13 protein-coding genes and 2 rRNA genes are annotated in these 16,659 nt (G+C 32.6%); 5 read left to right on the forward strand and 10 right to left on the reverse strand.

All coding sequences use genetic code 4. The features are described from left to right. From AC0B4N_RS00005 to truB, 10 genes are all read right to left on the reverse strand, one after another. Entirely contained in the window at window positions 1-639 is a 639-nt protein-coding gene (locus AC0B4N_RS00005) for an adenylate kinase family protein (protein ID WP_465101210.1), read from the reverse strand. After that, on the reverse strand, window positions 633-2,063 hold the full coding sequence (secY, locus tag AC0B4N_RS00010) for a preprotein translocase subunit SecY (RefSeq protein ID WP_465101888.1): 1,431 nt from the start codon (window positions 2,061-2,063) through the stop codon (window positions 633-635). Before secY ends, AC0B4N_RS00005 begins: the two co-directional genes overlap by 7 nt. A gap of 270 nt (window positions 2,064-2,333) precedes the next feature. Next, the gene (locus tag AC0B4N_RS00015) at window positions 2,334-3,518 is read right to left on the reverse strand and encodes an IS30 family transposase (protein WP_465101889.1); all 1,185 of its coding nucleotides are present in this window, start codon (window positions 3,516-3,518) and stop codon (window positions 2,334-2,336) included. A gap of 450 nt (window positions 3,519-3,968) precedes the next feature. Then, a 23S ribosomal RNA gene (locus AC0B4N_RS00020) occupies window positions 3,969-6,858 on the reverse strand. Window positions 6,859-7,147: 289 nt separating this feature from the next. Then, window positions 7,148-8,656: ribosomal RNA gene (locus tag AC0B4N_RS00025) — 16S ribosomal RNA — on the reverse strand. Together the 16S and 23S rRNA genes form the textbook arrangement of a ribosomal RNA operon. A 535-nt stretch (window positions 8,657-9,191) precedes the next feature. Next, window positions 9,192-9,383 (reverse strand): 50S ribosomal protein L28, encoded by a 192-nt coding sequence (gene rpmB, locus AC0B4N_RS00030; RefSeq protein WP_465101890.1) that lies wholly within the window; start codon window positions 9,381-9,383, stop codon window positions 9,192-9,194. A gap of 24 nt (window positions 9,384-9,407) precedes the next feature. Further along, window positions 9,408-9,674: a 30S ribosomal protein S15 gene (rpsO, locus tag AC0B4N_RS00035; RefSeq protein WP_465101891.1), complete on the reverse strand. Its 267-nt coding sequence runs from the start codon at window positions 9,672-9,674 to the stop codon at window positions 9,408-9,410. Window positions 9,675-9,799: 125 nt separating this feature from the next. Continuing rightward, window positions 9,800-10,648 (reverse strand): FAD synthase, encoded by an 849-nt coding sequence (locus tag AC0B4N_RS00040; RefSeq protein ID WP_465101892.1) that lies wholly within the window; start codon window positions 10,646-10,648, stop codon window positions 9,800-9,802. Next, the gene (locus AC0B4N_RS00045) at window positions 10,649-11,464 is read right to left on the reverse strand and encodes a YcsE-related riboflavin metabolism phosphatase (protein ID WP_465101893.1); all 816 of its coding nucleotides are present in this window, start codon (window positions 11,462-11,464) and stop codon (window positions 10,649-10,651) included. Next, window positions 11,452-12,303, reverse strand: a complete 852-nt coding sequence (gene truB / locus AC0B4N_RS00050; protein ID WP_465101894.1) for a tRNA pseudouridine(55) synthase TruB — start codon at window positions 12,301-12,303, stop codon at window positions 11,452-11,454. The genes AC0B4N_RS00045 and truB overlap by 13 nt, the downstream gene beginning before the upstream one ends. 170 nt (window positions 12,304-12,473) lie before the next feature. On the opposite strand from truB, the gene AC0B4N_RS00055 reads away from it, so the two are divergent. The 5 genes from AC0B4N_RS00055 (at window position 12,474) to AC0B4N_RS00075 (ending at window position 16,650) form a co-directional block, all read left to right on the forward strand. Further along, the gene (locus tag AC0B4N_RS00055) at window positions 12,474-13,658 is read left to right on the forward strand and encodes an IS30 family transposase (RefSeq protein ID WP_465101895.1); all 1,185 of its coding nucleotides are present in this window, start codon (window positions 12,474-12,476) and stop codon (window positions 13,656-13,658) included. Between the two features lie 251 nt (window positions 13,659-13,909). Further along, a complete protein-coding gene (gene gmk, locus AC0B4N_RS00060) occupies window positions 13,910-14,518 on the forward strand; it encodes a guanylate kinase (RefSeq protein WP_465101896.1) in 609 nt (202 codons plus the stop codon). A 61-nt stretch (window positions 14,519-14,579) separates the two neighbouring features. Next, window positions 14,580-15,431 carry a ribosome small subunit-dependent GTPase A gene (gene rsgA, locus AC0B4N_RS00065; RefSeq protein ID WP_465102557.1) on the forward strand — a complete coding sequence of 284 codons (852 nt, stop codon included), beginning with the start codon at window positions 14,580-14,582 and terminating at the stop codon, window positions 15,429-15,431. An 8-nt stretch (window positions 15,432-15,439) separates the two neighbouring features. Then, on the forward strand, window positions 15,440-16,111 hold the full coding sequence (locus tag AC0B4N_RS00070; protein ID WP_465101897.1) for a ribulose-phosphate 3-epimerase: 672 nt from the start codon (window positions 15,440-15,442) through the stop codon (window positions 16,109-16,111). Between the two features lie 110 nt (window positions 16,112-16,221). After that, a complete protein-coding gene (locus tag AC0B4N_RS00075; RefSeq protein WP_465101898.1) occupies window positions 16,222-16,650 on the forward strand; it encodes an LSm family protein in 429 nt (142 codons plus the stop codon). Window positions 16,651-16,659 lie beyond the last annotated feature (9 nt).

Consider the following 16,659-nt stretch of genomic DNA (forward strand, 5'->3'; position numbering starts at 1 on the left):
TTAAATTAATTCTAATACTTTTTGAGAAACTTCATCCGGGCTTAAAGTAGCTGAAATATTGATGAAATGACCTTGATTTTGATAAAAATCTAATAAAGGTTTTGTTTGCTCTTCGTAGATCTTTAAACGATTATTAATTTTATCTGGTTTGTCATCTTCACGAATAATTAATTCTTGATTATCTAGATCACAAAGTCCACTAACTTTAGGGGGTTTAAAACTTATATGGTAACTTGTTCCACATTTTTTACACAACCTGCGACCACTTAAACGCTCGATAATGACTTCATTTGGAACATCTAATTTAATAATTTTAAAGGAAAAATCTTGTTGTTGATTTAGAAATTCAGCTTGTTCTTTCGTGCGAGGATACCCATCTAAAATAAAGTATTTACCTTCTGCTTTAAATTTATTAATAGCATTTAAAACAATGTTATTAGTGACTGAATCTGGGACATAACCACCAGAATTAACATAATATTCAACTTGTTTGCCAAGTTCCGTTTGATTCTTTATTTCATTACGAAAAATATTTCCAGTTGATAAATGTACTAAATTTGTTTGATTTGCAAGAATTGAGGCCACTGTACCTTTTCCTGCGCCTGGAGCTCCCATAAAAATTAAATTTGTTTTTACCATAAAAGTCCTTCATTTTTATTAATGTTATTTTCATCATCATTAGCTAATTCTAAGTTTTTATATGTTTGGTGTTTAGCTAACGAAAGTTTATTTGATTTATTACGTGCTTTTAATTGACCAACTGTTTCTAATGCTGTTGAAACTAAAATCATTAGACTAGTTCCACCAAAGGCAATACTTTGTGGTAAAATTCCGGTCATTGTTTGCACAAATTGCATACTTGCTAAAATTACTAAGTAAAATGATGAAAAAACACTTAATCTAAAGACAACTGCAATTAAATAATCTTGTGTATCTTCTCCGGGTCTAAGGCCTGGGATATAAGTAGAATTCTTAGTAAAGTCTTCAGCTACTTTATCTACTTTTGATTGTTGAATACCCATAATTAATGAGAAGAAAAATACGATTCCAACTAAAAGTCCAAAACCTACTGGTGAAGTGAATTGCATGTTAAGGTCAATTCATTGCTTTGCTGCATTAGTTTGCGGCAAAATATTTGCAATCATTGATGGAAATGATAAAACCATCATTGCAAAAATAATAGGCATAATTCCACCTGGATTTAGCTTAATTGGCAATTTACCAATTTCTTTTTTATTTTTAGATCTTCCAGCCCCAACTTGTTGAATTGGAATATGTCTTTCTGCTACATACACAATAGCAATAATTAAAAGAACAACTAAATATGTAAAAACATATGAAATAAAGCTTAAGATATCTCCAACAATATTTTGACTTTTTAAATCACCAATATAGTAAACAAAAGCAGATTGGAATTGGAATGGTAATCTTGCAGCGATTCCTGTAAAAATTATTAAAGAAGTTCCATTACCAATTCCTTTATTTGTGATTTGCTCGCTAATAAAAAGAGCAAATAATGAAGCGGCAGTTAAGATCATTGGCACTAAGAAATAAACAATAGTAGTTTCAGAAAAAATATCTGTTCCAGTAATTTGGATAAAACTTGAGCGTAAATTTCCTGATGATAATGATCTTGTTAAAAATACAGCTTGTGGATAAGCTATCACAAGAGTGATAAAACGTGTCATAATGTTGATCTTACGCCTACCTTGTGGTCCTGATTGACTCATCTTATGAATTGGTGGTACAAGTTTTGATTGTAAAACCATCATAATTAAGGATGCATTAATAAAGGGACTAATCCCTAGGGCGAACATTGAAAATTGGCGCAGCCCTCCTCCACCAATTAAATTTAAAGTATTTAAAAATGAATTATCATTAATTTGGTTAATATTTGAAAGTTTGATAAATGGTGCGGTAATTGTCGTGCCAGTTATAAAAATTATTAATAAGAAAAATGTGAAAATCCCCTTTTTTCAAAGTTCTTTACGTGATCAAAAATCTTTCCATTTATTATTAAATTTATAAAATAACTTTGATAAAGAGAGTGTTAAATTTTGCAATTTTACTCCTAACTATTTAAATATATCTCTATTATATTAAAAAAATGATATTTTCGAAATATTAAAATAACAAAATAAAAGCCTGTTTTTTGGAAAAGTCACTTGCGAGATATTAACAAAATAATTGCGTTTTAATTTTAACATAAATTTTACATAAAAAATGTATGCGAAAACAGAAAACACGGCAGTGTTTTCTCGTCGGTTTTGCTTACTTTTGCCAAAAGTAAGGCCCCTTTGATTGCAATCAAAGGCGGGGGATTAAAAAAGTTTTTAGGTTATCTTATATTGCCTTACAACTTGCCGATAGTTATTTATTTTATCCATCATATAATCAATTTCTTGCTGAGAGTATTTATCTAGACTTTTTCCTTTGGGAATGTAATACCTAATTAAGCGGTGCATATTTTCTATTGAACCTTTTTGTCATGAACTATATGGTTGGCATTTAAATAGTCTTTCAGTTGGAATAACCTGGTGCAATAAGACATTTTCACTACCATTATCAACTGTTAAAGTTTTAATGTCTAAGTTATGTTTCTTGATTAGCTTTAGAAGAGTTTGTTTTATAGCTTTGGAGTTGCGTTTTGAGAGCATAGCATAAGACATTCTGGTTTGCCGTTCAATTATGGTTACAATACAATATGTATCATTGATTGTACCAATAACGGTGTCTAATTCAAAATGGCCGTGTTCAGAGCGATCATTAATATAAGCTGGACGTTTCGAAATTTCTGTAGCATATTTTAATGTTTTAGGTTTGGTTTGTTTCTTCTTCCTTATGCCATATTTTCCTTCAGATTTTTTAACAATGTGGTCAAATTCAAGGAAATAAGGGTATTTTTTGATTATTTTATAAATTGTACTAGGTGAAGGAGCGAATTCATCAGGTGATAATTTTTTAAAAGAATTCACAAGATAGGTAACTGATTTCTTAACTTCTTTTTGCTGCAAATTCTTTTTATTTCTATTTTTATTGTATGTATTAAGCTCACTATACCAATATTTTCTGTAGGCCTTTCATTTCTCTTTAATTGTATCACTTACAAAAAAGAGTCGCGAAAACGAATACCCTGATAAATGTTCATATAGTTTGGTAAAATTAAGGGTTTTAACCCGCATTACTCTTTTTGAACACTTCGGACAAACATAGCGATTTTGTTTATCTAAACTAAGTGGTCTGCGATTTGTAATAATTTGGATTTTGCTTTTTATACTTCGAATGTCTCTATCAAAAATCTTGGCTACTTCTTGGATTGAGAAGCCTTCAGAAAGTTCTTGTAAAATATTATAAAGTTGTTCTAGATCGATTTGATCTGATCGTAATTTTCGTTGTGTCCCAAGAGCTCCTTGCATTTTCAAAATAGTGTTGTAATTCTCTTCGATTTTAAAGTGTTGATATTTATTTTCTTTTCGATATTTGTCAAAAACACAAATATATTTTTCTAAATTTTTCATATAATTTTAAAGTCTCCTTTCATTTTTTTAAAATTTATTAATACAACTATTTTATTACAAGGTAGACAAAAACAATGTCACATGCAAAAAACTTGCATGTGACATTTCCATTTAATAAATTTATTAAATAAATTAATTCACTTATACTTTCACTATATCTTGCTTACATTTTATAAAGAATTTTACATATCATTCATTTCTAAGAAAAACACAATAGAATTAAATAGTTTTTACATAATTTTAAAATTAATACAAAAATTAAAAAACTAAAATTAATTTAAGGATTGATCATATATCCTAAATATGTTAGTCCATTTAATAAAATATTTTAGTTTTACAAACAAATTAACTTTTTAACCTTTAACAAAAAACTCCCCTGAGGGGAGTTTTTACTTATTCTCTGAAAACTGAACAGTAAAGTAATTTATTAAAATGTCATGAATACATTTAACTTTTAAACCTATCAATTTATTAGTAATGGTCAGCTGAATGTATTACTACACTTACACTTCCATCCTATCAACCTCGTAGTCTACAAGGAATTTCAAGGGAATACTTATCTTTGAGGAGGCTTCCCACTTAGATGCTTTCAGCGGTTATCCCTTCCGTACGTAGCTACCCAGCTATGCTCCTGGCGGAACAACTGGAACACCAGCGGTACGTCCACTCCGGTCCTCTCGTACTAAGAGCAGCTCTCATCAATATTCCAACGCCCACATCAGATAGGGACCGAACTGTCTCACGACGTTCTGAACCCAGCTCGCGTACCGCTTTAATTGGCGAACAGCCAAACCCTTGGAACCGACTCCAGCTCCAGGATGCGATGAGCCGACATCGAGGTGCCAAACCTTGCCGTCGATGTGATCTCTTGGGCAAGATAAGCCTGTTATCCCCAGGGTAACTTTTATCCGTTGAGCGACTGCCGTTCCATGACGTACAGCCGGATCACTAAGTCCTGCTTTCGCACCTGCTCGACTTGTAGGTCTCGCAGTCAAGCACACTTCTACCTTTGCGCTCTACATACGGTTTCTGACCGTATTGAGTGTACCTTTGAACGCCTCCGTTACCTTTTAGGAGGCGACCGCCCCAGTCAAACTACCCACCACGCACTGTCTCCCCGCCGGATAACGGCGGCAGGTTAGAAACTCAACATACCAAGGGTGGTATTTCAAGGTTGACTCCTTCAAGGCTAGCGCCTTGATCTCACTGTCTCCCACCTATCCTACACATGTTAGGCCAAGTTTCAATACGAAGTTGTAGTAAAGCTCCATGGGGTCTTTTCGTCTTGATGCGGGTACCCAGCGTTTTCACTGGGACCATAATTTCACCGAGTCCAATGTTGAGACAGTTGAGAGATCATTGCGCCTTTCGTGCAGGTCAGTATTTAGCCGACAAGGAATTTCGCTACCTTAGGACCGTTATAGTTACGGCCGCCGTTCACCCGGGCTTCATTTCAACGCTTCGCATTAAGCTAACGCATCCACTTAACCTTCGGGCACTGGGCAGGCTTCACCCCCTATACATCACCTTGCGGTTTAGCAGAGAGCTGTGTTTTTGATAAACAGTTGCCCCTCACAATTTACTGTGGCCAACGGTTTAATGTTGGCACCCCTTATCGCGAACTTACGGGGTTAATTTGCAGAGTTCCTTAACATTGGTTTTCTCGCTCGCCTTAGAATACTCATCTTGGGAACGTGTGTCCGTTCTCGGTACAGGTACCCTGTTATTTAAACGTTTAGAAGCTTTTCTTGGAAGTATGAAATCACACAATTCAGGCCAAAGCCTTATGCATCGTAGCTCCCAGTTATAGAATACGCATTTAACTATATTCACCAGTCACTACTTACCCCTAAATCCATTAATAGGTAGTGCTATCCTTCTCCGTCACTCCATCACTATAACAAGGCAGTACAGGAATATTAACCTGTTATCCATCAGATACGCTTTTCAGCCTCTCCTTAGGTCCTGACTAACCCTGGGTGGACGAACCTTCCCCAGGAAACCTTTCCCAATAGGCGTCGTAGATTCTCACTACGAATCGTTACTCATACCGGCATTCTCACTTCTTAACGCTCCACCAGTCCTCACGGTCTGACTTCGTTGCATTAAGAACGCTCCTCTAACGTACTTACGTACCCGTGGCTTCGGTATTATGTTTTACTCCCGTTACATTATTGGCGCAAGATCTCTTGACTAGTGAGCTATTACGCACTCTTTAAAGGGTGGCTGCTTCTAAGCCAACCTCCTAGTTGTTTATGAAATCTCACAACCTTTCTGACTTAACATAATTTTGGGACCTTAGCCGACGATCTGGGTTGTTGCCCTCGCGAGCCGGGACGTTAGCACCCCGGTTCCGACTGCATGACAATACACAATGGTATTCGGAGTTTGATTATAGTCAGTACCGCTAGGCGCGGCCATTCCATATTCAGTGCTCTACCACCAAAGTTTAACATCACACGCTAGCCCTAAAGCTATTTCGAGGAGAACCAGCTATCTCCAAGTTCGATTGGAATTTCTCCGCTATTCACAAGTCATCCGGGCACTTTTCAGCGTACTACGGTTCGGCCCTCCACTTGGTATTACCCAAGCTTCAGCCTGCTCATGAATAGATCACCTGGTTTCGGGTATATGTCAACATACTAAACGCCCTATTAAGACTCGATTTCTCTGCGGCTCCGCTTTTTTCCGCTTAACCTCGCATGTTAACATAACTCGCCGGTCCATACTGCAAGATGTACGCCATCAGCCATTAACGGCCTCTGACTAATTGTAAGTAAGTGGTTTCAGAATCTATTTCACTCCCCTCCCGGGGTTCTTTTCACCTTTCCCTCACGGTACTAGTTCACTATCGGTGTCTGGTTAGTATTTAGCCTTACCGGATGGTCCCGGCAGATTCAGACAGGGTTTCACGTGCCCCGCCCTACTCAGGATGCTATCAAAAGTTTTTGCTATTTCGCATACGGGAGTATCACCCTCTATGCTAAAGTTTCCCAACTTTTTCTGCTATAACAAAAATTTGTAACTTTATGTAGATAGTCCTACAACCCCACCCTAAGGTGGTTTGGGCTCTTCCACTTTCGCTCGCCGCTACTAATGGAATCATATTTTATTTTCTTTTCCTGTTGCTACTAAGATGTTTCAGTTCACAACGTGTCTCGCAATCAAGACTATTTTATTCATCTTGAAGCAGTTAGACATTACTCTAACTAGGTTTCCCCATTCGGAAATCCCCGTATCGTAGCTCATATCCAGCTCCACGAGGCTTATCGCAGGTAATCACGTCCTTCATCGACTTCCAGACCCAAGGCATCCACCACTCACTCTTACTTATTTAAAAGTTCAATATTTACCTATTGTTGTTGATGTATTCAAAGACATTTTAATAAATTATTTATAAAATAATTACTCGGTTATCCAAAACAAATTGACTAATTTATTTTTTGATGTCGTTGTTATATTAATTTATCTTTACTATTCAGTTTTCAAAGAACAAAATGAGAGAAGTTCTCTCAAAACTAGATATACATGTTGGGTTATCTCAACCATGACATTAAATAAGAAATGATAACCATATCATAAATTGGTAATTGTTACTAAAATGAATTGTAACTTAATGTACTCCGTAGAAAGGAGGTAATCCATCCCCACGTTCTCGTAGGGATACCTTGTTACGACTTCACCCCAGTCACCGGCCCTGCCTTAGGCAGTTGTCTCCGTAGTTAACAAAACCGACTTCGGGCATTACCAGCTCCCATGGTGTGACGGGCGGTGTGTACAAGACCCGAGAACGTATTCACCGTAGCGTAGCTGATCTACGATTACTAGCGATTCCGACTTCATGTAGTCGAGTTGCAGACTACAATCCGAACTGAGAATAGTTTTTTGAGATTTGCTTGATGTCACCATTTTGCGTCTCTTTGTACTATCCATTGTAGCACGTGTGTTGCCCCACTCGTAAGAGGCATGATGATTTGACGTCGTCCCCACCTTCCTCCCAATTACTCGGGCAGTCTCCCTAGAAAATTAACTAAGGATAAGGGTTGCGCTCGTTGCAGGACTTAACCGAACATCTCACGACACGAGCTGACGACAACCATGCACCATCTGTCATTCTGTTAGCCTCCGCTATATCTCTATAGCTTTGCAGAAGATGTCAAGAGTGGGTAAGGTTCTACGCGTATCTTCAAATTAAACCACATGCTCCACCGCTTGTGCGGATCCCCGTCAATTCCTTTAAGTTTCACTCTTGCGAGCATACTACTCAGGCGGATGATTTAATGCGTTAGCTGCGCCAATAGATTTTCTATCAGCTAATCATCATCGTTTACAGCGTGGACTACCAGGGTATCTAATCCTGTTTGCTCCCCACGCTTTCGTCTCTCAGTGTCAATATGTGCCCAGTTAGCTGCCTTCGCCAAATTGGTGTTCTTCCTAATATCTACGCATTTCACCGCTTCACTAGGAATTCCGCTAACCTCTACACAATTCTAGCATGCCAGTATCCAACGCAATTTGGGGTTGAGCCCCAAGTTTTCACGCCAGACTTAACATACAACCTACAGACGCTTTACGCCCAATAATTCCGGATAACGCTTGCAACCTATGTATTACCGCGGCTGCTGGCACATAGTTAGCCGTTGCTTTCTGACAAGGTACCGTCAAGGCACTAGCATTTCCTCTAATGCTTTTTCTTCCCTTATAACAGCAGTTTACAACCCGAAGGCCTTCATCCTGCACGCTGTGTCGCTCCATCAGACTTTCGTCCATTGTGGAAAATTCCCTACTGCTGCCTCCCGTAGGAGTCTGGGCCGTATCTCAGTCCCAGTGTGGCGGATCAGTCTCTCAACCCCGCTAAACATCATCGCCTTGGTAAGCCATTACCTTACCAACTAGCTAATGTTCCGCACCCCAATCTCTTAGTGAAGCTTTAAGGCTCCTTTTATATATAATTCATGCGAACTATATAAGTACCCGGTATTAGCGATAATTTCTCACCGTTATCCCAATCTAAGAGGTATGTTAAGTACGTGTTACTCACCCATTCGCCGCTAAGTTCTAAAAGAACTCCGCTCGACATGCATGTATTAGGCACACAGCCAGCGTTCATCCTGAGCCAGGATCAAACTCTCGAAAAAATTGACTGTCATGTTTTGTGTGTATATCTAGTTTTCAAAGAACTTCATGCTGCTTTTTCAAAAAGCGCAAGATAATTATAGTACAAAAAAATAAAAACCAAAATATTTTTTTATTTTTTTGTTGGGTTGTTTTTTTAGTGATATTTAAAAAATATAATAATTCATTGAATTGTTATAAAAACAAGCGACCCATAATATAACACAATAATATATATTATATTTATATAAGATAATTAATTATGGTTTTTGTACATTATTTAAATATAACCATTATAATATGGTAAATATTAACTTTATATTTTTGTTATATATATATATATATATATATATATATATTAATTTAAACCCAATGAAGATGTTGGTGGCTTCATAAAAAAAGTTATAGGAACTAATACTCCATTTTCTCATGTCTAAAAATGACGAAATTGTCAAATTCTTGACAATTTCACAAAGATAAGAAGAGGTCTAACTAGGAAAAACATATCTTTTAAAAAAATAAAATAAATCAGCAAATATTAATTTGCTGGTTTATTAATTATATTAAACCTTTTGTTTTTAAGGTTTTAAGAGTTTTTGCACTAACACGTAAAGTCATTCTTCTACCATCAATTGTCACTCTTACTCTTTGTAAGTTAACATTGAATTTTCTTTTTGAAGCATTCATAGCATGTGAACGAGTGTTTCCTGATAAAGGTCCAACACCTGATAATTGACATCTTCTTGCCATATTCTAATTCTCCTAACTAATAAATTACTTACGGATATTTAATGCGTCGGTAATTTTGTTGTATTCTTCTAAGTTTGCTTCTTTAAGGTGTTTTAATAATACTTTACGTTGTGCAATTTTAGCCAAGAACCCTCGACGAGAGTGATTGTCCTTAGGATTTTTTGAAAAGTGTGGTTTTAGTAATTCAATATCTTCTGTAAGAATTGCAATTTGTACTAAAACATTACCAGTATCTTTATTGTTTTTACCGAATTTTTTAACTAATTCAGCTTTTTTAGCTTTTGAAACCATAATATCTCCTTATATATTAAATAAATCTATTATGTTTTAAACCTAGTTATAACTCTATTTTGCTGTTATAACCAAGAATAAAATTATTGTTTTGCTTATACTAAGCTTGCTTATTATATCATAACTTAAGCATTTTTCAAATTGACTAAATAATTTTTTGCAACTTGGTAGTCTTCTTTGGTAAGTTGATCTTGTGAACTAGAAATAATTAATCTTTGCTTAGTTAAAAATTCCACATAGCATTTTTTCTCTTTTAAATCTTTGAGTAAATTAAGTTCAGATGATAATAAATAACAAAATAGTTCTTTTTGCAATGACACATGTGTTAAAGATAAATAGGCTAAAGCATCTAAATATAAAATCGTTAAATAAATACCTGGATGCATTAAAAGTTGTTTTTGATTAACTAATAACTTAGTTTCATGATAAATTGCATCAATGGTAAAGTTATAAACTAATAAATCATTAATTAAATCTAAATCACCAAATTCTAAAGATTCTTTTAATAAACTTGTTGAAATTTTTTGATTTTTAAATTTAAAAATTTCAACAATCTGCAAATCAATTAATGAATTATTGCTTAGATCTAATTCAGTTGCGCGAAGTCGGTCACTACCAAAAATAAAATCTTGCCCAACAAATACTTTGATTGACTTTTTATTGCTTAATTTATTTAAAAATTCTAAAGCTGCACAACTTCTAACTTTTGCAAAATCTAGTTCAATTACACAATCTATGTTTAATTGTGCCAAATTAAAATAGTTAGCATGATTACCTTGAAAATATTTCCCTTTATTTTTAAAGTCGAAACTATCTTGCTGAAAAGTAACTAAAATGATTCGGCCAGGATGTTTTAAAGCTTCTTGATAAAGTTGATAATGGCCTAAGTGAAAAGATTCAAAACTTCCAAGCAAAAAATTATCTGATTCTTTTGTTTCAAAATTATCTAAAGTATAAATTTCTAAATCATTCATTTATATAATTTTTAATTCTTTTAATTTTAAATATGCCCCATCATATTCGCAATCTAAAGCTATATCATTGGCGACACTTTTAAGCCTCTCATTAGCTCGTTGCATCGCAACACCATAAAAAGCATCGCGGAGCATTTCATAGTCATTTGAACTATCACCAAAGGCAATTAAATTATCCATGCTAAAACCTAAATGTTCACATAAAATTCTTAATGCATTACTTTTAGTTACATTTTTCGGGCTTACCCAAAAGCCTCTTGATCATCTTGATTCAATTTCAACATCTAAATTATTTTGGTCAATATATTCTTGAACTTGCTTTGAAACTTTAGCTGGTTCATTAGTTCCAAAAGTAATTACATATAAATCAGTATTTTGCAACATTCAATCTTGATAATCTAAATAATTATCTTTAAATGGCTTAATAAACCATGTATCTAAATTCATATTTGGACTTTTATAAACTTTATCAAAATCAGTAACCGAAATTTGCACATCTTGATCTTGGAATTTGTCATAAATATCTAACACAACTTTTTTATCAATAGTTGATTTATAAATAAATTTTTGGGCTTTAACATCCCAAATAAATGAGCCATTAGCACCAATAAAATAATCAACTGGTGCTAATTGTTCTAAAAAATCACCAATTGTTGCAAATTCTCGTGCCGTAGCAACAACACTGACTACATTATTATCTTTAAGTTCTTGAAACATTTTTTTAATTTTGTCAGGAAACACAATATCACCATTAGGCAATAATGTTCCATCAATGTCAAAAGCCGCAACTTTAATAATTTCTTTTAAATTTTTCATATACACCTCTTTAAAAATACTTTTTTAGGATAAAACACTTGTTCTTTAACTAAGCCTACAGCACAAATCTCGTTTGTTGTAGGATTTACAATAAAAATTTCACTCTTATTTTCTAAATTTACTTTAAAACTAGCTCCATTTAATAAAAGTTTTAATTCTGGTTCATTCGCTTCATAAATTGGTAAATTAAATAATTCATCATTTTTCACTTGCTCATATTCATTTGGATGCAAATTATTTAGTTGAATTTTACCAATGCTAAGCCGTTTTAATTCACTCATAACACATGTTGTATTTAATAAACTTGCAATATCACAAAGTAAAGTGCGGATATATGTGCCATGTGAAACATCAGCAAGTATTTTAAATTCACAGTTCTCTTTTGAATATGAAAGTATTTTAAGCTCATTAATATTAATTTGTTGGGGTTTCAATGTTATTTCTTTATTTTCCCTTGCATATTCATAAGCTTTTTTGCCATTTATTTTTTTAGCACTATAAACAGGCGGAATTTGGCTTGTAAATTTACTTACTTTGTTTATTGCTTTAATTAAATCTTCTTCGCTAATATTTTTACTTGGCTTTTGAATTAAATTGCCGGTTATATCTAAAGTATCACTTTCTCAAAATAATTTTGCTTTTGCAATATACACTTTATCTTTATTTTGAATATATTCCAATAAACGTGTATCTTCATTAGTAGCTACAATCATTAAGCCTTGGGCTAATGGATCCAAAATACCTAAATGTCCAATTTTTTTGACATTTAATTCCTTTGCTAATTGTCTAATTCGTTTATTCGAATAATCACCTTTTGCTTTGTAAAATTTAAAAAACATATTTATCTATCTTTCTTGTTTTTATATTTTAACACATATTATTTTTTAAGTATATTAATTGGAAATGTCACATGCAAGTTTTTTTGCATGTGACATTGTTTTTGTCTGCCTTGTAATAAAATAGTTGTATTAATAAATTTTAAAAAAATGAAAGGAGACCTTAAAATTATATGAAAAATTTAGAAAAATATATTTGTGTTTTTGACAAATATCGAAAAGAAAATAAATATCAACATTTTAAAATTGAAGAGAATTACAACACTATCTTGAAAATGCAAGGAGCTCTTGAGTCGCATCGAAAATTACGATCAGATCAAATCGATCTAGAACAACTTTTTAATATTTTACAAGAACTTTCTGAAGGCTTCTCAATCCAAGAAGTAGCTAAGATTTCTAACAGAGACATTCGAAGTATAAAAAGTAAAATCCAAATTATTACAAATCGCAAACCACTTAGTTTAGATAAACACAATCGCTATGTTTGTGCTAAGTGTTCAAAAAGAGTAATGCGGGTTAAAACCCTTAATTTTACTAAACTATACGAACATTTATTAGGTTATTCATTTTCGCGACTCTTTTTTGTAAGTGATGCAATTAAAGAGAAATGAAAGGCCTACAGAAAATATTGGTATAGTGAGCTTAATACATACAATAAAAATAGAAATAAAAAGAATTTGCAGCAAAAAGAAGTTAAGAAATCAGTTACCTATCTTGTGAATTCTTTTAAAAAATTATCCCCTGATGAATTTGCTCCTTCACCTAGTACAATTTATAAAATAATCAAAAAATACCCTTATTTCCTTGAATTTGACCACATTGTTAAAAAATCTGAAGGCAAATATGGCATAAGGAAGAAAAAACAAACCAAACCTAAAACATTAAAATATGCTACAGAAATTTCAAAACGTCCAGCTTATATTAATGATCGCTCTGAACACGGCCATTTTGAATTAGACACCGTTATTGGTAAAATCAATGATACATATTGTATTGTGACCATAATTGAACGGCAAACCAGAATGTCTTATGCTATGCTCTCAAAACGCAACTCCAAAGCTACAAAACAAACTCTTCTCAAACTAATCAAGAAACATAACTTAGACATTAAAACTTTAACAGTTGATAATGGTAGTGAAAATGTCTTATTGCACCAGGTTATTCCAACTGAAAGACTATTTAAATGCCAACCATATAGTTCATGACAAAAAGGTTCAATAGAAAATATGCACCGCTTAATTAGGTATTACATTCCCAAAGGAAAAAGCTTAGATAAATACTCTCAGCAAGAAATTGATTATATGATGGAAAAAATAAATAACTATCGACAAGTTGTACGGCAATATAAGATAACCTAAAATTTTTTTTAATCCCGCGCCTTTGATTGCAATCAAAGGGGCCTTACTTTTGGCAAAAGTAAGCAAAACCGACGAGAAAACACTGCCGTGTTTTCTGTTTTCGCATACATTTTTTTATCTAAAAATTATGTTAAAATTAAAAGACAATTATTTTGTTAACATCTCGCAAGTGACTTTTCCAAAAAACATATTTTTTAAGTATGACACAAATATTTGGCAAAATTTCATTCTTGTGTTAAAATTTCTATATTATGGTAAAAAAGAATTCAAGGAAAAAACCAATAATTATTCTATCAGGGCCTAGTGGGGTAGGCAAAGGCACAATCGAAAGATTGTTATTTGAATTTGAAGAATTAAACCTTTCGCTTTCTTGTTCAGCAACAACAAGAAAGCGCCGCCCAGGTGAACTTGATGGAATTCATTACCATTTTATTGATGTTGATCGATTTCGTGATTTATTAAAAAGACGCAAGTTTGTCGAATTTTCATACCACTTAAATAACTACTACGGAACTTTAAATTCTGAATTAACAAAAATTCATGATAAAAACATGGTTCCCTTGTTAGAAATTGAAACTAATGGAGTAAAAAAAATTATTAATAAATTTGAAAAAGAGGAATGAAATTCAAAGTATAACTTAATAACTATTTTTATTTTACCTCCTTCAGTAAATGATTTAAAAAAACGTATTGTTAAACGTGGTTCAGAAAATAAAGATACTTTAAAATATCGTTTGAAAAAAGCTGAAATCGAACTTGCAGAAGCTAATATTTTTAAATATAAAGTGATTAATGATACACCAGAACGTGCCGCTAATGAAATTAAACAAATCTTATATTTAGAATTAGGTATTAAATAAAAACAAAAATTATGAAATTTATATTTGGTTTTAAACCAAGTATAAATTTCTTTTGCAATTTATGATTCCTAAATTAAAAATCTTTTCCTTAGTAGCTGGAGTTTACAAAATAGTAAACTTAGACACAATGAACAGACAAAATATCAAAGCAGCTGGTAAATTAAGGTATTTAAATTTATCGCCAGTAGTTGGTGATTATGTCAAAATTTCAGGCGGTTTAATCACCGAAATTTTACCGCGTAAAAATTATTTGATTCGCCCGAATATTGCTAATATTGACCAAATGATTATTTGTATGTCAGTATACGAGCCAGAATTTAGTTCTTTTTTGCTTGATAAATATTTAAGTATTTTAGAATTTAAAAATATTAAGCCAGTTATTTTTATTACTAAAGCGGATCTTGATATTCACAAAGCAAAAGAATGACAAATGCAATATCAACAAATGGGCTATGAAGTATATTTAATTGACAATACGCAAAAGATAGATAATTCTTATAAATTTATTTTTAAAGATAAATTTAGTGCTTTCATGGGCCAAAGCGGGGTTGGTAAAACCACAACTTTAAACAAGTTAACTAACCTTAATTTTGAAACCCAAAGTATTTCCAAGGCTTTAGGCAGAGGTAAGCATACCACAAGACAAATTCAAATCATTAATTTTCAAGATGGCTTTTTAATTGATACTCCTGGTTTTTCTGCTTTAAAACTAGATTTAGATAAATATCAATTAGCCAAAAGCTTTGAATTATTTCAGTCTTTAGCTAAAACTTGTAAATATCGCTCATGCTTGCACGTTAATGAACCAGATGATAGCTGTGCAATTAAACTAGCTGCTTTGCAGAATATAATTCCTTTCTTTCGTTACCAAAATTATCTTAAATTACAAAATGAATTAACAAATCAAAAATAGGAGCTAAAATGAAAAAATATGTTACCCCAAGTTTATTAAATATAGAAATTGACCAAAGATTAAATATGGCTAATACTTTAATTAATAATGGTATTAAATGAATCCATTATGACATAATGGATGGAAAATTTGTACCTAATACTGCTATTTCAGTAGATGAAATTAAACAAATTAGCCAGCAAGGTTTAAAACATTTTAAGGATGCTCATTTAATGGTTTTAAATCCTTATGATTATTTAGAATACCTCAAGGACCAAGTTGATATCTTCACCTTTCATTTTGAAGCAATTCAAAATGATCTAGATAAATTTCAAGCATTTTTAAATAAAAACAACCAAGAATTAAAAATTGGTTTAGCAATTAAACCAAATACTACTGTTGAGCAAATTAAACCATTTTTAAAAAAATTATCATTAGTTTTAGTTATGTCAGTAGAACCAGGTAAAGGTGGTCAGAAATTTATCGAAACTTCATTAGATAAAATTAAAGAATTACGTTTATTAAGAATTCAACATTCTTATGATTATTTAATTCAAGTTGATGGGGGAATTAACTCAGAAACTGGTCCTTTATGTTTAAAAGCAGGAGCTGATGCTGTTGTAGCTGGAACTTATTTAGTAGCCATGCCAACTAGTGAACGTATTAACAGTATCTTAGGTAAATTTGCTAACAAAGAATAATGTAAATTTAATTTAAATTTCATTTCGAAATGTTATAATATATGTAACTAAATCAAGATATATTTTTGAAAGAGTTGCGCTAGCAACTCTTTCTATTAAAAGGAGGTAACATGGATTATAAAAAAATCTTAACAGAGCAATTTGGAGAAGTTATTTTAGGTGCTAAAATCACAAATACATTTGGCCAAACATTAGAAGTAACCGTTGATTATAATGATTTAGATAAAGTTCAAGAAATATCCAAAGCAATCAGTGAATATTTAGATAACCAAAACTGATTTAGTGATAATTATTATCTTGAAGTTTTATCTAAAGGCGAAGCAATTGAGCTTGATTTTGCAAAATTGCCTAATTATATAAATCAAGATCTTAAAATCTTCTTAAAAAAACCTTTTGCTGATCATGATATTTTAATTGTAAAATTATTAGAAATTAATCAAGATATTCTGAAATTGCAATGAAACCAAAAAGGCAATATTCGTAAAATCCAAATTAACGTAAATCAAATTAATAAAATTGAAAAATATATAAAATTTTAAAGGAGATAT

The organism is Mycoplasma sp. 13536, from assembly GCF_055523495.1.